The sequence below is a fragment of the Neptunicella plasticusilytica genome, from assembly GCF_047922965.1.
Taxonomy (GTDB): Bacteria; Pseudomonadota; Gammaproteobacteria; order Enterobacterales; family Alteromonadaceae; genus Neptunicella; species Neptunicella plasticusilytica.
In genome coordinates this window covers 433471-454547 of the sequence record NZ_CP150481.1, presented here as the reverse complement: position 1 = coordinate 454547, position 21077 = coordinate 433471, and the positions used below count along the sequence as shown (strand labels likewise).

General features: G+C 46.5%; 20 protein-coding genes. 6 read left to right on the top strand and 14 right to left on the bottom strand.

The features are described 5' to 3' along the window. Positions 1–84: 84 nt before the first annotated feature. Positions 85–633: an inorganic diphosphatase gene (gene ppa / locus V1467_RS02200; RefSeq protein WP_416307168.1), complete on the bottom strand. Its 549-nt coding sequence runs from the start codon at positions 631–633 to the stop codon at positions 85–87. 271 nt (positions 634–904) lie between these two features. On the opposite strand from ppa, the gene V1467_RS02195 reads away from it, so the two are divergent. Both V1467_RS02195 and V1467_RS02190 read left to right on the top strand, forming a co-directional pair. After that, positions 905–2899 carry a sodium-translocating pyrophosphatase gene (locus V1467_RS02195; protein WP_416307167.1) on the top strand — a complete coding sequence of 665 codons (1995 nt, stop codon included), beginning with the start codon at positions 905–907 and terminating at the stop codon, positions 2897–2899. Positions 2900–3011: 112 nt separating this feature from the next. Then, a complete protein-coding gene (locus V1467_RS02190; RefSeq protein ID WP_416307166.1) occupies positions 3012–3971 on the top strand; it encodes a glutaminase in 960 nt (319 codons plus the stop codon). Between the two features lies 1 nt (position 3972). Here the strand turns inward: V1467_RS02190 and trhA are convergent, their stop codons facing one another. Both trhA and V1467_RS02180 read right to left on the bottom strand, forming a co-directional pair. Further along, positions 3973–4836 carry a PAQR family membrane homeostasis protein TrhA gene (trhA, locus tag V1467_RS02185; protein WP_416307165.1) on the bottom strand — a complete coding sequence of 288 codons (864 nt, stop codon included), beginning with the start codon at positions 4834–4836 and terminating at the stop codon, positions 3973–3975. Positions 4837–4991: 155 nt separating this feature from the next. After that, on the bottom strand, positions 4992–5960 hold the full coding sequence (locus tag V1467_RS02180; protein ID WP_416307164.1) for a class 1 fructose-bisphosphatase: 969 nt from the start codon (positions 5958–5960) through the stop codon (positions 4992–4994). Between the two features lie 335 nt (positions 5961–6295). Here V1467_RS02180 and V1467_RS02175 point away from each other — a divergent pair, with 335 nt between their 5' ends. After that, complete coding sequence (locus tag V1467_RS02175; RefSeq protein WP_416307163.1) at positions 6296–6922, top strand: flavin prenyltransferase UbiX; 627 nt, start codon at positions 6296–6298, stop codon at positions 6920–6922. 13 nt (positions 6923–6935) lie between these two features. Here V1467_RS02175 and V1467_RS02170 read toward each other — a convergent pair whose 3' ends face one another. The 10 genes from V1467_RS02170 to V1467_RS02125 form a co-directional block, all read right to left on the bottom strand. Continuing rightward, positions 6936–7307, bottom strand: a complete 372-nt coding sequence (locus V1467_RS02170) for a VOC family protein (protein WP_416307162.1) — start codon at positions 7305–7307, stop codon at positions 6936–6938. A gap of 34 nt (positions 7308–7341) precedes the next feature. Continuing rightward, entirely contained in the window at positions 7342–8118 is a 777-nt protein-coding gene (locus V1467_RS02165; protein WP_416307161.1) for a gluconate 2-dehydrogenase subunit 3 family protein, read from the bottom strand. A gap of 1 nt (position 8119) precedes the next feature. Beyond that, the gene (locus V1467_RS02160; protein ID WP_416307160.1) at positions 8120–9799 is read right to left on the bottom strand and encodes a GMC family oxidoreductase; all 1680 of its coding nucleotides are present in this window, start codon (positions 9797–9799) and stop codon (positions 8120–8122) included. Next, the gene (locus V1467_RS02155; protein WP_416307159.1) at positions 9799–10500 is read right to left on the bottom strand and encodes a 3-keto-disaccharide hydrolase; all 702 of its coding nucleotides are present in this window, start codon (positions 10498–10500) and stop codon (positions 9799–9801) included. Before V1467_RS02155 ends, V1467_RS02160 begins: the two co-directional genes overlap by 1 nt. Before the next feature lie 105 nt (positions 10501–10605). Next, entirely contained in the window at positions 10606–11736 is a 1131-nt protein-coding gene (locus V1467_RS02150) for a DUF6136 family protein (RefSeq protein WP_416307158.1), read from the bottom strand. 10 nt (positions 11737–11746) lie between these two features. After that, complete coding sequence (locus tag V1467_RS02145; RefSeq protein ID WP_416307157.1) at positions 11747–12337, bottom strand: ABC transporter ATP-binding protein; 591 nt, start codon at positions 12335–12337, stop codon at positions 11747–11749. Positions 12338–12459: 122 nt separating this feature from the next. Further along, complete coding sequence (locus tag V1467_RS02140) at positions 12460–13149, bottom strand: YdeI/OmpD-associated family protein (RefSeq protein WP_416307156.1); 690 nt, start codon at positions 13147–13149, stop codon at positions 12460–12462. A gap of 18 nt (positions 13150–13167) precedes the next feature. Further along, entirely contained in the window at positions 13168–13710 is a 543-nt protein-coding gene (locus V1467_RS02135) for a GNAT family N-acetyltransferase (RefSeq protein WP_416307155.1), read from the bottom strand. Positions 13711–13848: 138 nt separating this feature from the next. Beyond that, the gene (locus V1467_RS02130; protein WP_416307154.1) at positions 13849–15744 is read right to left on the bottom strand and encodes a choice-of-anchor I family protein; all 1896 of its coding nucleotides are present in this window, start codon (positions 15742–15744) and stop codon (positions 13849–13851) included. A 136-nt stretch (positions 15745–15880) separates the two neighbouring features. Beyond that, complete coding sequence (locus tag V1467_RS02125; protein WP_416307153.1) at positions 15881–16603, bottom strand: hypothetical protein; 723 nt, start codon at positions 16601–16603, stop codon at positions 15881–15883. A gap of 275 nt (positions 16604–16878) precedes the next feature. On the opposite strand from V1467_RS02125, the gene V1467_RS02120 reads away from it, so the two are divergent. The 3 genes from V1467_RS02120 (at position 16879) to V1467_RS02110 (ending at position 20683) form a co-directional block, all read left to right on the top strand. Beyond that, positions 16879–17700, top strand: a complete 822-nt coding sequence (locus V1467_RS02120; protein ID WP_416307152.1) for a phytanoyl-CoA dioxygenase family protein — start codon at positions 16879–16881, stop codon at positions 17698–17700. A 151-nt stretch (positions 17701–17851) separates the two neighbouring features. Then, positions 17852–19747, top strand: a complete 1896-nt coding sequence (locus tag V1467_RS02115; RefSeq protein WP_416307151.1) for a M1 family metallopeptidase — start codon at positions 17852–17854, stop codon at positions 19745–19747. 30 nt (positions 19748–19777) lie between these two features. Then, complete coding sequence (locus V1467_RS02110; RefSeq protein WP_416307150.1) at positions 19778–20683, top strand: cation diffusion facilitator family transporter; 906 nt, start codon at positions 19778–19780, stop codon at positions 20681–20683. Here the strand turns inward: V1467_RS02110 and V1467_RS02105 are convergent. Next, positions 20658–21032 (bottom strand): hypothetical protein, encoded by a 375-nt coding sequence (locus tag V1467_RS02105; protein WP_416307149.1) that lies wholly within the window; start codon positions 21030–21032, stop codon positions 20658–20660. The two genes, V1467_RS02110 and V1467_RS02105, sit on opposite strands and share 26 nt — an antisense overlap. Between the last annotated feature and the right edge of the window lie 45 nt (positions 21033–21077).

Genomic DNA, 21077 nt, shown 5'->3' with positions numbered 1-21077 from the left:
ACGACTTGATTTATTGTCCCACAATACAACAAAAAGGCCAGCCTGCTGGCTGGCCTTTTCTGGCGAACGGCAAATAACTGGCAATTAGAATGCCGGTTTTTCTTCGCTGTTATTATAACGCTCAACGCTGGATACAATTTCTGCTTTAGCGGCAGCGGCATTATCCCAGCCATCGATTTTAACCCACTTGTTAGGTTCCAAATCCTTGTAATGGGCAAAGAAGTGCTCAATCTGGTTACGCAGTAACTCTGGCGTTTGATCGACATCGGTAATACCGCGATAAATGGTCGACAACTTGTCTGCAGGCACAGCCAGAATTTTCGCATCGGTACCGGATTCATCAGTCATATTCAGTACGCCAACCGGACGGCAGCGAATCACTGAACCGGCCAATAACGGGAACGGAGTCATGACTAGCACGTCTACCGGATCACCGTCTTCAGATAAAGTATGTGGCACATAACCATAGTTAGTTGGGTAATGCATGCAAGTGGCCATAAAGCGATCCACAAAAATGGCACCAGAATCTTTATCCACTTCATATTTCACCGGATCGGCGTGAGCCGGGATTTCAATAATAACATTGACTTCTTCTGGCAGGTTCTGACCTGCGGGAACTTTACTTAGACTCATTTTCTATTACCTGCTTGGGTGAAATTTTTGAGCGCGAATTATATAGATTTAACCGCCCTGATTCAAAGGCATTGGCGAATATTTCCGCGCTTTGAGCAATATTTGTGATTGTCTCTACTCTCAACGCTGGTTATAGTTAAACCAGTAACGAAAAACACTAACAAAACAATAACAAAGCGTGTTCTTGTCGAGTCAGGTTTGTTGTTAAAAACCTGTCATGTTATCCGTCAGGAAGTTGTCGCTCTTTGTGTCACACTTTTACGGGGACACTATGAACGAAATGTTATTACTACCGCCAGTCCTTGGCATCGCCGGTTTACTCTGTGCACTGGTTATTTATTTTCTTATCACTAAACACAAAGTCACTAATCAGGCGATTAGCAAAATAGCCGATGCTATCCATTTGGGAGCCATGGTGTTTATGCATCGCGAATACAAGATGCTGCTGATTTTTGCGGTGATCCTGTGCGCCATCCTGTACTTTGCCCTCGGCCAAAATACTGCGTTGGCCTTTGCAGTGGGTGCAATTTGCTCAGCGCTGGCCGGCTACATTGGTATGTTCACCGCGACCAAGGCCAATGTACGCACAACTCAGGCGGCCCATGATACGGGTTCGGCCAAAGCATTATCCATTGCCTTTATGGGTGGCTCGGTGATGGGATTGTGTGTCGCGGCGATGGGATTGCTCGGGCTTGGTGTTTTGTACTGGTTTTTTGGCGGCGATCCGCACACTGCGCATGTTATCCACGGCTTCGGTATGGGTGCCTCCTCGGTGGCGCTGTTCTCACGTGTGGGTGGCGGTATTTTTACCAAGAGTGCCGATGTCGGTGCCGATTTGGTAGGTAAAATTGAAGCGGGTATTCCTGAGGATGATCCACGCAATCCTGGAGTGATTGCCGACAATGTGGGTGACAATGTGGGTGATGTTGCCGGCATGGGCTCGGATATTTTTGAATCTTATTGCGGGTCGATGATCGCTACGATAGCCATTGCTTCAACCATGGCACTGGATATGATGGGTGCCCGCGAAAATTTGATGTTCCTGCCCTTGGCATTGGCTTCTGCCGGACTGATTTGTTCGGTACTGGGCATTATTCTGGTTAATCTGTTGTCCTCCAGTAAACCGGAAGTGGCTTTACGGGCTGGCACTATGTCCGCAGCCGTTCTGTTTATCATCGCTGCGCACTTTGTGATTAGTTACCTGCAGATTTCCAGCCATGTCTGGTGGGCGGTAATATCCGGAGCAGTCGGTGGCATTATTATCGGCCTGGTGACTGAATATTACACCGCTTCCACACCGGTTAAACGCATTGCAAAATCCGGTGAAACCGGCCCGGCCACAGTCATGATCACAGGTTTGTCAGTGGGTATGCAATCGGTGGTTGTGCCGGTATTAACTATTTGCGCGATTATCTACGCCTCGACTGAGTTAGCTGGTTTGTACGGCGTGGGGATTGCCGCAGTAGGAATGTTGGCGACAGTAGGTATTACCATGGCGATAGACGCTTACGGCCCGGTGGCAGATAACGCCGGTGGCATTGCCGAAATGGGCGGATTAGGTGAAGAAACCCGTAAGATTACCGATTCACTGGATGAATTAGGTAATACCACGGCAGCCATCGGTAAAGGCTTTGCGATTGGGGCAGCGGCGTTAGCTGCATTGGCCATTATTGCCGCATTTATCAAAACCATGACCTTTCATTACCCGGAGTTCACCTTAAATCTGGGTAACCCCAAAGTGTTGGTCGGTCTGTTTATTGGCGGGGTCATCCCGTTCCTGATCGCTGCTATTACCATGACAGCTGTAGGCGACGCGGCCTTTGAGATGATTCAGGAAATTCGCCGCCAGTTTAAGGAAATTGCCGGCCTGATGGAAGGTACGGCGGAACCGGATACCGGCCGATGTGTGGATATTGCCACTCAGGCGGCACTGAAGAAAATGATCTTGCCCGGTGTGATTGCGGTAGCCGCTCCGCCAGTGGTGGGATTCGGATTGGGTGCTTATGCCTTGGGCGGAATGTTAGGAGGAGCGCTACTAGGCTGCGTATTAATGGCGCTAATGATGGCCAACGCCGGGGGGGCCTGGGACAATGCCAAAAAATATGTCGAAAAAGGCAATTTTAGCGGTAAAGGATCAGATGTGCATGCCGCCACCGTTGTGGGTGATACTGTCGGCGACCCATTCAAGGATACCTCCGGCCCGGCGATGAATATTTTGATCAATGTGATGGCGATTGTCAGTCTGGTTATCGCCCCGCTACTATAACCAATAGTAGTAACAAAACCGTTATAAGCCGCTCCAGTTTGAGCGGCTTTTTTTTGGACATGCTAGTCTGACGGATAGAGACCACCAACATAGAAAATATAAATTATCACCTATGGCTAACAATACTGGCGACAACAGCATAAACCAGATACTCGATCTGGACGCCCTACCGATGATACTGCAACAAATTCATCAGGAAGTGATCAATGAATATGGACAGGGCAACGTTGCTGACTATATTCCTGGCTTGGCCCAAGTCGATCCGCAACAATTTGGCATGGCATTGCGTACCGTGGATGAACAGGAGTTTACCGTTGGAGCCGCCGATACCGCCTTTTCAATCCAGAGTATCTCCAAACTGTTTACCTTAATGTTGGCGCTGGATATCGTTGGAGAGGAACTATGGCAACGTGTCGGCCGCGAACCTTCCGGCATGCGTTTCAATTCTCTGGTGTTACTGGATTCAGAGGGTGGTATTCCGCGCAATCCTTTTATCAACGACGGCGCCATAGTGGTAACCGACGTAATTGCCGCCAGAAGCGCCGCACCGGCAAGACGCATAGAAGAATTTATCGCCTCGCTTTCCGGCAATGACAGCAACCGTATTGATCAACAGATTGCCGCCGGCGAACAGGCAACCGGCTTTCGTAACGTCGCGATTGCCAATCTGCTCAAGGGCATGGGCAACCTGGAAGCAGAGGTCGAACAAACCCTCGATTGCTACTTTAAACAATGTGCCATCACGATGAGTTGCCGTGATTTGGCCAGGGCAATTGAGTGTTTGGCCAATCGTGGAAAGTCCCATTTCAAGTCCAGCTTTCACGCCGAAAAAATGGATAAACGCATCAACTCGCTAATGCTGACTTGTGGTCTATACGATGCGGTAGGAAACTTTGCCTATAATGTCGGGTTACCGGCAAAAAGTGGTGTCGGTGGCGGCATAGTTGCCGTTTGTCCCGGACAATACACTGTGGCTGTATGGGCGCCAGAACTGGATCGATACGGTAATTCGGTACTCGGTCAGCTCGCGTTGGAGAAGCTGACCAGTTACACCCATACCTCAATTTTTTAAATCAGTCGAGCTTGACCCACTCTTCTTGATAAAATTTGAAACGGATCTTTTCAGGAACCAGTTTTTGAGGGTAAGTGCGTACCAACCAATGACGCAACCCTGCCATTAGCTCAGCCTTGGTTGGCGCTTTGGCAATACAGTTCTCGCCAAATAAATAGGCCTGGAACTGACCGGGAAATTCACGTACGACAATGGTCAGTTCATTTTTTAGCGGATAATACGCAATATTATAAATGGCAAACCAATGGCACAGCGCTGCAGCAATAATGGTAAAATGAAACAATTCATGGGCGCCTATCACCCCGTCAATCAGCACCGGCCACTGGGCGTAATCCAGCAATGCACCAATGGTATAAAATAACGCACCGACCACAATCAACTGAGCGACTGATTTACTGATTGTCCATACCCGGATAACGGTGAATATTCCCATCCAGCCCATCGCCAGAAAAAATGACAGTAATAACCCTTCCGACATCGAGCGAAAAAAGATCGCGGTTAAGGTCAGGCCGGTAATTGCCAATGGCCAGATAATTAACAGGGGTAGCCAGCGCGAACGACCTCGCAACAGAATAATATGAAATGGGGTAAATGAACCGGCGATCATGGTAAAAATGGCAGTGTGATCGAGAATACGTAGCACCAGACTGGCCTGACTGCCCTTTTCAAGCAAATGATAGACACCGCTCAAGGCAAACAACGCGACAGCAAAAAAACTGAACACCAGCAGACTGAGCTGTCTGGCAGTGTTGCCACGCCCCTTATACAGGGTAAAAATAGCCAAAATCAGAAAAACACCGGCAGTAAGCAAATGAGAAATGGCATTAACCGGCTCGCTAAAGCCCGGAATTGGAATAATCGACATATTGACACCCGGTTGGTAACCTATGACTATAAGTTTAGTGACAAATTATGACATTTAGGTGCCCAGTTGCTGAATCGTCAGGATTGTTACCTGCAAATGCAACAAGTCGGCAAATATATCGCCGACTTTAACCGTATAAACGCAACCAGATTAGTCTATTTATAGTATTCCAGACAGGTTTCAACTTCGTCTTTGGAACCTAAAATCACCGGCACTCGTTGATGGATTTCGGTTGGCATGACTTCCATAATGCGTCCTTCACCGGTATCGGCCAATCCACCAGCCTGTTCCATCAAAAATGCCATAGGATTGGCTTCATATTGCAGACGTAACTTGCCTGGGATCGCCGGATTACGTTTGTCGAACGGATAAGCAAAAATGCCGCCGCGAGACAGCACCCGATGAATATCACCCACCATCGCCGCCACCCAGCGCATATTATAATCTTTACCTCTTGGCCCTTCCGTGCCAGCCAGTAAATCTGCCACATAATTTTGCATCGGCTCTTCCCAATGGCGCTGGTTAGAGCTGTTGATAGAAAATTCGTTAGTTTCGGGTGGTACCTGTACATTGGCTTTAGTAACCAGGAATCCCCCATGAGTTTTATCCAGGGTATACAGGTGTGTGCCGCGTCCGGTAGTCATCGCCAACATAGTGGATGGTCCGTACAGTACATAGCCTGCCGCAACCTGTTGAGTGCCAGGTTGCAAAAACGCCGACGGGTCGGTGGTTTCCATCCATTGAGGGGCGTGCATAATGGAAAAAATCGTGCCGATAAGGCTGTTCACATCAGTATTGGATGAACCATCCAGCGGATCGAAGCTGACCAGATATTTTCCGTCAGGCGCGCAACCGATTACATTATCTTCTTCTTCCGAAGAAACCGCTTTAACGTATCCCGATTCGCTCAAAATATCGCGCAAGATATGATTGGCAATGACATCCAGCTTTTTCTGGCGCTCACCTTGTACATTGTCGCTTAGTGTTGATCCCAGCACGCCAGCCAAGGCGCCTTGACTGACCCGGAAGGATATTTCCTTACAGGCGGCCAATAAAGTTCGGATCAGCAGGATCAATTCAAGGGGACAGCCGTCTTCCTGCAGTTGTGTGTTAAGTCTTTTCATTGTTGTCGTTGACCTTAGTGTTGTTGGTGTAGGATAAATTAGGTTTTGCCACTGTTTACCGCAGCTTTAACCATTGTGCTGTTGCTATCACTCGCGCCGGTCATTGGCAAAATGAAAAGACCAGAATCTGTGCCATCACCATCTCATTAAAACCGGCCTGGACACGAAAAAATAGCGGTTATTATTGTTATACAGACCACTGAATTGTAATGCTTTTATATCGATAACTCATTAATCAACTTAGTAAAATTGATAATGGTTCTGTAAACTTGGTTATATCTAAAGGCGATAACGCCATCTGCTACACGCCAATTCATTGCACAACGGGAATTAACATGACGCAAAACAGCAAACAAATAACACTGGCGATAACGGGAGCATCCGGTGCTCCTTATGCGTTGCGTTTACTGGATTGTTTGCTAAAGGCAGATTATCAGGTTTTTGTATTAATATCCTCGGCCGCGCGCGTTGTATTCATAACTGAACAAAATTTGAAAATACCGGCTAATCCGCAAGCGGCCAGCCAGTTTTTTGCCGAATATTTTCAGGTACAACAACAGCAGGTCCGCGTATGTGGTAAAGATGAATGGTTTTCACCGGTTGCATCCGGTTCGGCAGCGCCCAAACAGATGGTGGTATGTCCCTGCTCTACCGGCACGTTATCAGCCATTGCCAGTGGTGCCAGTGATAACCTGATAGAACGCGCCGCCGACGTGGTAATCAAGGAAAAAGGCCAATTGATCCTGGTTCCCAGAGAAATGCCACTTTCCACCATTCACCTGGAAAACATGCTGAAACTGTCACAGATTGGCGCGACTATTATGCCCGCTGCTCCGGGGTTTTATCACAATCCGCAATCAATACAGGATTTAGTCGACTTTGTGGTAGCGCGCATACTCGATCATTTAGGACTGGATCAGAATCTAATGGAACGTTGGGGGTACGGAAAGGGTGAGTCCTAAATCCCCCAACGAGTTAAACATGTTGATCAAATAAAATCGCGTTACCATCAGGATCAACCACTGAAAAGTTCGCCGGGCCAGACTCTCCGCTAACCGCATTTTGCACAATATCAAATCCCTGATTAATCAGATGTTGCTGTACTTGCCGAATGTCGGTAAAGGTTTCCAGATTTTGTGCTCCCTGATCCCAACCGGGATTAAAGGTCAGAATATTGTTTTCGAACATCCCCTGAAACAGACCGATATTGGTTGCACCATTTTTCATTATTAAGTAATTGTGTGCCTGATCCCCAGCAAAAACTGCAAAGCCAAGTTTTTGATAAAACAGCCTGGATTTTTCAAGATCTTTCACGGCAAGGCTTACTGAAAAACAACCCAGTTCCATACTCTGCTCCTTCTACAATGCAACCCTCTGTCGATTATATGTCCCTTTGATAAGCATACTCAGTTAGACCCAAATCCGCCAATACCCTGTCCAGATGGGCATAGGCTTGTGGCGTCGGGCCCGGATAATCTCCGGCAATAGGAACGTTGCCCACATAACCGATATCTTTGATACCTTGCGGTGTGCTGTAAAAAGCAGCCAGTACCAGACGACGAAAACGTCCGAAAGCCGCAGCAATACGTTTGAATTGCTGAGGTGTTTGTTCATTCTCGTAGGCTATATCATCGATAATAGCCAAACGTTGTGACTCGTTTAACGCGACAAAAGCTTGGTTAAATCTTATTTGCGCTTCATCATCAATCCAGACCAGTGCCGAAAGAATAGTTAGCCTGTCTCTTTGCTGTCTGGCATAAGGCGCACTTACCCACTCGTCGACTACATCAGGTACTTTGACCTCGGAAGCGGAAGGAATAGCACCGTCACGGGGAACCAGAATATCCGACAATACAGCCACTAAATTTAATTGCTCGGCAGTTAAGGTTAACGGCCAGGGCGACTCCGGTGGCAAGATTAAATTGGGATCTTTTCCATATCCCCTGGCATCAATAACGGGCAAATCCAGGTTGGGCCAATGGCCAACGTCGGCTTTTACCGCATGTTCATCAACAGCGACACATCCCCCGACCAAAGGCAACATGGCCCCTGCCGCCAATATCCCCATGCATTTTAACGACTGGCGGCGTGTCATTCCTGCCTGGTACTGATACTGGCTGCCGTTATCACCAGTGGCTTGTGATTTATTCTGTACCATTTTAAAGCACTCCCTTGTCGAGTTGCTGTCCTAACCAGGCGGCATTGCGCATGGCCAGGGTCATAATGGTCAATGTACAATTTTTATGCGGATTAGATGCAAATACCCCACCATCCATAACAAACAGATTGGGACAATCCCAGCTTTGCCCCCATTGATTGGTTACCGAATCCTGTGGCGATGCCCCCATGCGGGTAGTACCGACTTCATGAATAATTTGCCCACCTTTTAAAATCGCCTGATCGGCTGGCGGCAAATCGCCCACTTCGGCCCCCATGGTCGTCAGAATATCTTTGGCGGTTTGCATTCCATGTTCAATTTGCTTGAGTTCGTGCTCTGACCATTGCCAGTGAAAACGGGCTACGGGAATGCCCCACTTGTCGGTAACGTTGTCATCAATATCCATATAACAGTGCTCATTGGGTAACATCTCACCGCGCAAGGAAAACCACACAAAAGCGCCGTAATTATCCTTAACCTGTTGTTTTAACGACAGGCCGTAACCCTGCACATCGCCTTCCACGCCAGCCCCCGGCTCGCGAAAACGACTGCCAATTTCAAAATGATAACCTCGTGGGAAAGCCAGTTCGCCTTTCTCTTGTGCCTTGTGTCCCCACCACGGAATAAACAAGTGGTTGGAAGTATGCCCGTCCTCATTATAAATAGGTCGGCCACGCAGTGCCGGGATAAGTGCGCCCAAATCAGCACCGGTCGAATCCATCAAGTTTTTACCCACCTGGCCACTGGAATTAGCCAATCCATTAGGGAAACCTTCACTCTTCGAGTTGAGTAACAAGCGTGCAGTTTCACAAGCACTGGCCGCTAATACCACTGCTCGGGCAGTAAGTTTATGCTCGCTACCGTCAGTTTTATCTATATAAGTGACGCCGGTTACTTTACCGGCTGAATCAACGTCAACGGATTTGACCATTGCACCGGTAATAACCTGCAAATTGCCGGTGGCTTTTGCCATCGGAATTAACGAGGTGGTGGTTTGAAAGGCCGCGCCGATTGAACACCCACGGCCACAGGGAGTAGCATAAAAACAGGCTGCACGCTGATCTTTGGGGCGAGTTAATACCGCTCTATGCATGGGCGCAACGGGAATACCCAGTTTTTTTGCCGCTGCTGCCACCAGCAACTCGGTGATACGGGGTTTTGGCGGAGGCTGCAGTATCCCCTCTGCTGAAGGTGGCATATCATCCAAACCGGTGTTGGTGCCACAGACACCCACCAGTTCTTCAGTTTTATCGTACCAGGGGGCGATGTCGGCATATTCGAACGGCCAGTCAGCTCCTAATCCGTCGCGGCTTTTGCCTTTAAAATCATGTGCACTAAAACGTAGTGAATAGCGTCCCCAGTGATTGGTTCTGCCACCCAACATGCGGGCACGCCACCACATAAATTCCGAATTTTCGGCGGTGGTATAAGGTTCATTAGGTACCTGCCAGCCACCGTCGACGGTAGCATCATAAAAACCGAAGTCCTTGTCTTCATTGCCAGCGCCCATTAATGGAGCTTCACCATTACGTTTAAACATCGGCGTTTCGGTTTTAGGATCGTAATCCCGCCCGGCCTCGAGCATCAGTACCTTATGACCTAATCGGGTGAGTTCATAGGCGGCCATGGCACCACCGGCTCCGGAGCCGACCACCAATACCTCGTGCTTGAAGCCGTTCATTAGGGCAACTCTTTAATTTTAATGTTTTTAAACCAGACAGGGTTACCGTGGTCCTGCAAACCTATATGTCCTTGCTTGACTCCTGCAAACCCCTCCCAGTCGGCGAACTTGCTGTTTGCCACCAACTCATTCCATTTTTTGCTGTGAATGCTGACCTCTGCCGTTTTCACACCATTTTGCCAGATTTGTAATAGTGAATTATCCAGCCGGATTGTTACCTGGTTCCATTCGCCAGCCACCTTATGCGACGATGTTGGCGAGGCGATCATGTCATACAGAGAACCAGACAGATGAGTGGCCAATTTATTATCCGGGTGTCGTTGATTGTCCAGAATCTGGATTTCCGGCGCATGCGAATAAATATATTGTCCGGTTTCATCCGCCATGATTAAGATGCCGCTGTTACCGGCTTGGGAGATTTTCCAGTCCAGTTTAAGCTCAAAATTCTGATAGGTGGCTTTGGTCAATATATCGCCACCGCCTTCACCGCTAAGCTTGATAGCGCCGTCTTCAACCACCCATTTGTCAGTTAAATCCGTTTTCTTGAAATTCCGCCACTGTTGCATGTCCTTGCCGTTAAATAGCAGCTTCCAACCCGCTGCCTGTTCCTGCGCAGTTAGCTGGTTATCCTGAGCAATAGATTTAAAACTAACTGATATTAAACTAGCCAAAGCAAGTGCGTAGACTATTGATTTCACCATTTATCCCCTGTTTTTTTATGCGCTGTCCTAACCCTTTTTAACTCATACCATAAAGGTAAGCACAACTCGTTGTAGTGACATTGTTAACTGTAAATCTGGTCGAATTCAAGCAATCTGGTTTTTAAAAAATACCAGCAAAGCACAGCCAAGCGGGAAAAACAAAAACCATTTTGGACGCAAGTGTATTCCCAGCAGACTGCTAGTATAAAATAAACTCCACAAACACCACTGCTCACTGGTAAACAATTGTAAATAGCTTATCAGTAGCACTGCGGGAAGCGTTTTAAACATGACATAGGCAACGCCATAAAACCGCTGTATCAATAAAGTATCAGGCAAACTGGCAAGATATAACTGATACTGACGGCGCACCGCTTGCACATCAAAAAGACTGCTAGCGATCAGAATGGCACTGACAAAGCTCAGCAAATTGGCGATATAAGGCTGCACTTGAGGTTCTACCCCCTGAATACAAATAGTAGCCAGAATCAGTAATAGCAGTAATGCAACCCATCGCAATCCTTCATTTCTCGGATTATCCATATCGGCTTGTAGCAATAACCGGTAAAAGCCGCTTGGCCAGCTTCCTAATGTCACCCGTAACCCTGGCAACTGACGTTCAACTACAATAGCTGCAAACCAGATTATCAGCCATTGCCCTTTAACTAATTCATTGGCCCAGGAGCTGGCAATTAACGGCAGCAACAATAAACTCAGCCACGGACGGACACCCTGAACCGCGCTTAGGCTGTAATACCCGCTGAGAAATAACAAAGCAGTAATAGGCAACAATGGTTTAAGTAGTGCACTTATCGAAGCAGCACCGGCATGACCAAGCTGATGAAAAAACATCACTACAACTAATAATAATGGCCCCAGCACAAAGATATTCGCACCGTATAGAATAATCCCCAGTTCGCACCAGTGTCGCTTTGCAGCGCTGATGGGCAGACTGTCGATATACAGCTGATACTGTCTGGCCTGTATACCATCACGCTGCAGTGCCATCCAGCTGTATAGTAATAACAGATATCCCCATAAGGTATTCAGGTAGAGCGGATTATTACTGGTTGAATCCGCCAGTACCCCTAATGCCAATAACGGAATTAGTATTAACGCAGGTAACGCCAGCGGGAACAATGCCACCAGTCCCGTACTGATTTGACGTAAACTATCCAGCCACTGTTTAAGTGATTCATGGTAAATACGAATGCGGAATTGCCAGTAACGGAGCACTGTAAACAGCCTAGCCGCGTTGCAACTGAATATGCCTGACTTGCTGATCCTCGGCTGCCAATGCTTCATGGCTGGCAATAATTACCTGACCGGGATATTCACTAATCAATAGATTCAAACTCAGTCGAGCCTGTTCATCCAGCCCGTTGGTAGGCTCATCCAGCAGCAATAACTCAGGCTGGTGCATAATGGCAGTCATCAGACTGAGTTTTTTCACATTCCCCAACGACAAATCCGCCACTTTAGTCGGTAGATAGTGATTAAGACCAAATTGCTTAAGCCATTTATCATAACAAGAACAAGCAAATTGCCGACGATGGAATTGTAGTATTTCGTCCACTGTCATAAAGGCGGGCAAAGCTATCTTGCTGGCGCTAATGCCAATTTGGCGCTTGATATTGGCCTGCAAAACATCCTGCTGATTAAAACTGATATCGCCTGACTGCGGTTTCACCAAACCCGCCGCCATCAACAATAAAGTGGTTTTACCACTGCCATTGGCACCACTGATCAGCACCCGTGGTTCTTTGATTTGCAACGAAAATTCATTGAACAAACAACGTTGCTGGTAGAACTGGCAGATTTTATTGAAGACTAACAACAGCGGCTATCCTTGGCTTAACAAGATTTGAAACAGGCGATTATCTTTACTGATCAGATGGGGTAAATCAAGGTAATCGCCAAGTAGCCAATCCTGACTTTTAGTTTTTACCAGTTACCGTTTTATTTATCATGGAGTCCCTTGCCGTCGAGGATCTGTGGGGTACATTTTTCTACCCTTGCTATCCGGGTTTTGGCTTGTTTGGCACCCGAAAAATACAGGTTATAGGCTCGCTGCCTTCCCGGTGTCAGCGCTTCAAAAGCCGTTTTCAGCTGTTGGTCTGCATCCAGCCGCTGTTGAAATTCTTGCGCTAAAACCAGCGCATGCTTTTGTTTAAATTCTACCTTCAGCCCAGATTTCTCTACATCAATCGCATTATTGATATATGCCTTGAGTGTGTTTTCCATGGCGGTTATTTGCTGGATATCGGTAAACTTGATCCAGCGCACTGCCTGTGAATTATCCCCGGGTTTAACCAGAATATTGTCAGGGTCCTTTAACAATGCCCCTTTCAAAAAACCCAATGAACAATTGTTTTTCAGTCCATAAATCATCGCAACATTGTGACTTTGGTAGCTATAGCACAGTTTGCCCCATTTCACTTGTTCATCCAGTTGACAGTCGCGTGCAATCTGTCTGAGTTTCTTACGCTCTTCATGCCATTCGCTTTTATCTAACAAGGCCTTAACCTTGGGATCCATGCTTGCTTCCTCCTGACTAGAATTATCTTGGCTGGATAATAATATCAACGCTCTTGCACCGCCAGCCAGATACTCAATTCTTTGCTGTATGCCTGAGTGGTTTAATCGCATATTGGTTGAACTTGTCCATTAGGATAACCTTTGCTCTGACTGCAAAAGAGCGTACTGGTACTCATCTCCCCACGCACCTTTAAAAAAGATATTCTGGATAAAATGCGCTTCGCGCCTGAATCCCAACTTTTCCAGCAAACGACAGGACGCCACATTTCTTGTATCTGTGGTGGCCACCACTCTGTGCTTGTTTAACTCAGTAAACAGATACACCAGAAAAACCGAAACGGCTTGCGTGGCGATATGTTGGCCCTGATTTTGGGGGGCAACGGTAAACCCCATTTCAACTTGGTTGTCATCCATAAAATGTACCGCGATATCACCCAATAATTGATTAGACTGACGTCCGGCAATCGCCAGCTGATACCAGTGTCCGGCTGTGCCAAATGATGAATAGTCGGTCTGATTGAAAAGATCGAGAGCATCCTGATAACTATAGTCTGTCCAACTTTGATATCGGGCCACCTCCTCTTGAGCCCGGTAATGGGCAAAGACGGGCAAATCGGCTTGCTCAAAGGCTCTGACAATAAGCTGTTCGGTTTTTAATATTGGCGTTGTCATTTCAGCACAGGTTATAAGTTCAAATGTAATGGCAGAAAATATACTAACCTCAGCTATTTAAGATTAAAACCTGCAGCGTGGCAGACAAAATAAAAAAGACGCCGTAGCGCCTTTTACATAGCTTGTATAATCGAGTAATTATTCAGCAATAACCTGATAGATCGTCACCGTACCGCTGACTTCATTACCGATAATTAATAACGGATTACCGTTGGGGCTGTCGGCAGCAGCCACAAATTTGATGCTTTCTGGCCCTAAATCACCCGATTCAGCCACCTCGGTACAATCCATACCTTCGGCTTCGTCACAGGGCTCTGTCAAATCATCATCCAGCTCAAAGTCGGTATCAAAATCACGATTGTTATAATGATTGATAAAACTGACGTTAAACGGGCTGGTCACATCATACACAAACAAGTCACCGGAGCGTTCCAGGCCGACAAAGGCATAGTTACGGCCGTCAATTTCTCCCACTGTGATGGCTTCAGGCTCACCCCCCTTGTCATCGGAGCGGTTATCACCCTTGTTCTCGGTATGGGCACTGTTGAAATCGTTGCCTAATATTGCCGCAGAGATTTTCTCGAAATCATCACCTGAGTCGTAAACCATATTGACGTTCTGATCCCAGATTGAGAAGGAACGGCCACCATAGGCATATAAACCTTCGTAAACGCCATCATTGTCCGCATCACCTAATGCGGTGGTCACTTTTAAACGCCCCAAACCATCATCAGCACCACTGGCATCGTATGCGGCCTGTAATTCAGCTGATAACAACATATTCATTTCATCCGGGTCGATAATATCTTCTACCCGCACTTCTTCAGAATAAGCGTCCCAATCACGGGAATCGCCTTCGTTAGCAGATAGAATAAAGGTCGCACCGTTCCATTCATAGGACGCAATGGTATCGGGTTGATACATACCGTATAAGCCTTTTACACTACGGAAAAACGGTACTTCATCTTCGTTGGTGAAATCCAGTTCATATTTGCTCCAGTCTTTAAAACCTAACGCCTTAACTTCAACGGTCATATCATCCAGGTCGATAATGCCGATGGCGTTGCTTTCCTGTAGCGACACATAGGCTTTTTTACTATCGGATGTCACGGCGATATATTCCGGTTCCAGTTCCTGTGCCACGCTGGTACCTGCAGGCCCGGCGAATTTCACTCCAGCCTGTTTCAACAGCGCCATACGCTTGGCATCGGTGTCATAATCTTCGTCATCCAGCAAATCACTGCTGAAGGTCATATCGGTGGTAAAATTGATGGTTGCTGCCGTATCGGCTGGCGTATTGTCGCTAATCGAAATAACCGAAATACTGCCTTCCGGATCAACGTTATAGTCAGTATCCGGTTCACCTTCGTTGGCCACCAGGACCTTGCTACCGTCCGGGCTGAAAGTCAGCATATCGGGCAACGCACCGGCCGCTACTGCTTTAACAAAAGTGCCCTGACCCATTGCATCCAGACTGTAAAACAACACCGCACCCATATCGGTTTTTACTGCGGCTTCAACGGCAATAGCTAACATATCGCCATAAATAGCAATAGAGTTAGCGACACCTAATGCCACCTGCTGATCAACGCCATTGCTATCTTTAACTGTGACGGTATCAGGGAAAGTAAAAGCGGCTGAACTCAAACTGGTGTCGGTTATCGGGTTGGCCACTTCGGTGGTAGGCAGGTTGGCCAGATTAATTACTTCAATATGATTAACAGCAGCGTTAATCGCAAAGGCAGATCCGGAAGTTTTATGGAACTGCACAATTTCAGCGGCGCTCTTACCATAAATCTCAATACCACCAGCGGCAAAACGCCCTACTACTTGCAGGGAAAGATCACGAGTGGCGTCTTGACCATCTGCGCCATTCTGGCCATCGGTTCCCGGCGTACCCGGTGCTCCCTGTTCGCCTGGAACACCGGCCTGACCGTCTTTACCGTCGTCGCCATCGAGCGAGCAAGCAGATAGACCGGCTACCACTGCCAGTGAAAGTAAGCTTAATTTTAATGTTTGTTTCAGTTTCTTCATTGACTGTCCCTTAACTAGATTTTTTATAATAAAAACAACAATCTAGGCTAAGGCAACAATATGAATTTTTTACTACGGTTAGATGAACATAATATGACCGCAATAAAATCGACATACAACTATGCGCCAAGAACGACTAAGGTTTACATTTTTCCAGCAGTGGATTTAAACGACTGAATATATCCGGATTTTCTGCGGTGTAATTTGGTGACAAGAAGAGACGCATCTGGACAGACTCCAACGACTGCTTGTGCCAGGCATATTGGTAGTCTTCATTTTTAGCCGCCAATTCAAATCCCTGGGTATTAGCGATAACAGCCTCGACCCTTTTTTTTAGCAACAACTCTATGGCTTGATTAAAACCGGACGTTTTTACAACCGGCAACTGGTGGCGCTCAATAAACTTTTCCGGCGCCATTGCTCGCCGAACTGTCGCTACCAATGGAGCGGGTTGAGAATAAATATCAACGGGCGATAAAGAATAAACCGCAATTTCACTTTCCAGCAAGACAATGCTGGTTTGTAATGGTGAGGTATTTTCTTCATAGGCTGTCGCAGGAAAATAACCGTCGACCCGGTGCTTATCCACCGCCCAGATATGTCGACCAATAGGAACAGGGATAAACTGGGTGTCGATTTGCAACGCGGCGAAAGCACAGCGGATTTGATCGGGCATCGACCCCATCACTTTATGATTTTCTACATATAAAACTGGTGCAAAATTACCGACACCAGGCCCTAAGGTCGCCAAACGAATTTCGGCTTTATGATTATGCTGATTGGCGGAAGCCGCAACACTAAAAAGACTCGACAGTAAAACGAATAATCCCGTCTGTAATATCACTTTATTAAAAAACACTCTGCTATTCCCGCCGAATTCCCGCGACACCAATCTAACAACGATAGCGTGTTATCCGCTAAAATGGGATTCAATACTAGCTCATAAATCAATCAGATAACACCGAACCGTGCAGCGACAAATAACAGCAGTAAAACTAATTTGGAGTTACTTTGGCACTCTGGGGTAAGATTAGCAATCTAGTATGTTAAACCTACATTGCGGACCTTCATGAAATAGTCATAGGGGTTTGTATTGCTACCGTCGGCGAATGAATCAAGGAAATTTATCGCATCATGTTTAGCGTTGCTGATAAGGCCATTTGGCCTAAAATCAAAAGTTATTATTTCGATAATGGTTATGCCATCATCGACACACATATTGATGATGGAATTATTGAGTCTTTATCTAAAGATCTGTATCAGTGGTTTGAAAATAAAAAACTCCCCTCAAATAATGTTAGTTATTTTGCACCCAACAGACTTCAAGATGGTTGGCGAATAGATAGCCGAATCAAAAGCATAGCCTTAGATAAAACCATCAATAGTTTACTGCACTTCATGTACAACCGTTTACCTAGACCTTTTCAAACTTTAAATTTTTATCAAGGAACCGAACAACCTGAACATTCCGATGCAATTCATTTTAATTCAGAACCTTTTGGCATGATGTGTGGGGTATGGCTGGCTCTTGAAAATATTAACCAAGATCAAGGGCCACTAGTTTTTTATCCTGGTTCAAATAAATTACCCGACATGGACTTTCGGGATCTTGGATTGATGCCAAAAGGCAGCGATTTTAGAGAATATTCTGTCGCAATTAAGCAGATGATTCTGGATCATGGATTTGAACCGAAATACGGCTTGTTAAAGAAAGGCCAAGCGATAATATGGTCAGCAAATTTACTACATGGTGGCAGCAGGAGGTTAAGTAACAAAACTCGTTTATCTCAAGTAAGTCACTATTATTTTGAAAATTGCCGATATTGGCGACCCAGTGCAAGCTATGAAACTAGAGCCTATTTTGAGCCCTCCTGGATTACAACCTATGAAACTCCCTGCAAACTTAATCCAATAAGCTATTTCAGCAAATTAATTAAACGTTCAATTAAAGAGTAATCGATTCAATCAAGCGAAAAAGTCCTTACCTTTTCAATAAGCTGTTCTATATAGACATTAATACAGATGTGAACATAACTAATTTGACGCTGCCCAATAACTATAAGGTAAGATAGAAACTTATTATCAAACCCTCGTAGAAGGAATATTCATGTTTAGTAAAATTTCCGGGCTCGTTTTAGTTGGCCTTACCCTGCTGGCTGGCTGCAGCGACAACAGTGTCCAGCCAACCTCATCAAATGCGGCCAGCGAAGATATTAGCCCAACCAACCAGATCCAGGTTGGCAAAGATTACCATTCGCTTTCCAATCCAGAGCAGGTCAAAGTCAGCCATATTGATCTGGATCTGACCGTCGATTTCGAGCAAAAAGTGATGAGTGGCTACGCCGAACTGACTTTCGATAAAAAAGATCCTGATGCAACCAGCCTGATTGTGGATACCCGCGACTTAACGATTAACAGTGTGACAGCCAATGGCCAGAAAATTGATTTCGAACTGCAGAAAGCCGATGATTTTTTAGGTGCGGCACTGGAAATACCCTTACCTGATAAAGGCAATAAAGTAAAAATCAATTATGCCACCTCACCTCAGGCTAGCGGTGTTCAATGGTTAACACCTGCGCAAACGGCAGGTAAAAAATATCCGTTCCTGTTTACCCAGGCGCAAGCCATCCACGCTCGTAGTTTTATTCCCCTGCAGGATTCGCCGCAAGTTCGGGTTACTTACAAAGCCACTATTCGCACCCCTAAGGAATTACTGGCGGTAATGAGTGCCTCCAACGACCCCAATACCGAGCGCGACGGTGTGTATGAATTTAATATGCCACAACCTATCCCGTCCTATCTGATTGCCTTAGGTGTGGGCGATTTACATTTTAAAGCGATGGGCGAACGCACCGGCGTATATGCTGAGCCCTCTATTTTAGACGCGGCAGCAGCCGAGTTTGAAGATACCGAATCGATGCTTATAGCCACAGAAAAACTCTATGGTCCGTATCGCTGGGATCGTTATGATCTGTTAATTTTGCCACCGTCCTTTCCCTTTGGTGGCATGGAAAATCCGCGCTTATCCTTTATTACCCCAACAGTAATCGCCGGTGACAAGAGCCTGGTTTCACTGATTGCCCACGAGCTGGCGCACTCCTGGTCGGGCAACACAGTGACCAATGCCACCTGGCGTGATTTATGGTTGAACGAAGGTTTTACCACCTATTTGACCTATCGCATTATGGAAAATGTCTACGGCAAAGACCGTTACAATCAGGAAGCTGTATTGGGCTATCAGAGTTTAGAAGCAGATGTGGCCAATTTGACCGGTAAGGATCAAATACTGGCTATCGATTTACGTGGTCGTGATCCGGATGATGTGTTCTCCGACATCCCTTACGAAAAAGGGGCACTATTCCTGCGTGAAGTGGAGCAAAAAATCGGCCGTGACAATATGGACGCGTTTTTGATGGAATACTTCCAGCACTTCAAATTTCAGAGCATTACCACCGACGAATTTCTGGCTTACTTCAAAAAACATGTGGTAGCTAGTTATCCTGATAAACTGGATATGGATCGCATCAATCAATGGATCTTCCAGCCGGGCGTGCCTGAAGGTGCTCCGATGCCTGAGTCTGATGCATTCAGTATTGTCGATAACGCGCGTAGCAACTGGCTTAGCGGCGAGTTACATGCCAACCAGATTGACACCAAAAACTGGACAGTACATCAGTGGTTATATTTTTTGAATAACATGCCCGAAGAGCTGAGCATGGAACAGTTACATGATCTGGATAGAGCATTTAACCTGACCGAATCGCACAACAATGAAATTGCCCACAGCTGGTTATTGATTGCGGTAAAAAACTGGTACCAACCTGCCTTCCCGCGGTTGCATGATTATTTAGTCAGCATTGGTCGTAACAAATTGGTTAAGCCTTTATATAAAGAGTTATCCAAAACTGTTGAAGGAAAAGCGATCGCCAAGAAAGCCTTTGATGAAGCCAAGGCCGGTTATCATCCGTTAACCGTCAAAGCTAATCAGGGTTTTGTTGAATAACTAGAAAGATTGTAGCGAGCGGGAAACTTTATGCACGATCACCATCATCATGATCACAGCCATGCGTCATCCGAGCGTATAGGTTGGGCTTTTTTACTTAATGTCAGCTTTACTATTATCGAGTTTATCGGTGGTTGGCTGACTAACAGTACCGCGATTATGGCTGATGCGGTGCATGATCTGGGCGACAGTCTGTCGATCGGTACTGCCTGGATACTGAATAAAGTCAGTCATAAACAAGCCAATCATAATTTCAGCTATGGTTATAAACGTTTTTCGCTTTTAGGGGCGTTAATCAACGGCGTGGTGCTGTTGACTGGCTCGATATGGGTCATGTTTGAGGCGATACCCCGATTGATCAACCCCGAAATGCCGGTAACGGAAGGCATGTTTGTGCTGGCTATCTTCGGTATCTGTGTGAATGGTTTTGCCGCCTACAAACTTAGTGCCGGCACCACACTAAACGAGAAAGTGCTTAATTGGCACTTGCTTGAGGATGTATTGGGCTGGGTGGCGGTATTGATTGTTTCTATCGTACTGATGTTTGTCCATCTACCCATTCTTGACCCCATCCTTTCGATCGGCTTTACCTTGTTTATCCTGTTTAATGTGGCTAAAAACCTGCGCATTACCCTGCGCCTGTTTTTACAAGCCGCTCCCAGTGAGTCGTTGCGCACCGAAATTCGTGAAGTATTGCTAAACCATGAACTGGTCACCGGGCTTCATCATTTGCACTTTTGGTCACTTGATGGTGAAAAACATGTGTTAACCGCCCATCTGGTATTGGCATCCGATGTTTCGGTGCAACAAATGGCGGGAGTGAAGGCGTCTATTGCCGAAAATTTATCTGCCTATGAGCTGGAACACACCACCATAGAACTGGAGTTTGACGACGAAGCCTGCCGTGATGCTAGCGATCTAGACCATCATCATTAGGCGGTTGATTGTCTGGCACAAAAATAGCCAGCCCCTCAACCGATTTATTTATAATAGGTATGGCCACCGACGTACCAAGGGCAACATTACCTGAAAGGGATGAGCCTCCGGTACCAACAGAACCGCTATATTCATCATCGGTGCGTTGAATGAGTATGCCGTTAGCCCCAAGCGAGGCGGCTTCAATTTGCATTCTTTCGATGGCTTTATCTATCTTCGCCTGATCAGTCACAGTCCAGGAGTGTTTGCTGGAAGCAGTGATAATCGCAATCTCATCGTAGTTAGCTGGGGCGGTATAATAAATTCTTACCTGCCCCGGTGTAATAGCAGGCCGAGCTTGACCTATCATTACATGTGACACTGCTGCACAACCAGACAACAAAAGGACTACCAA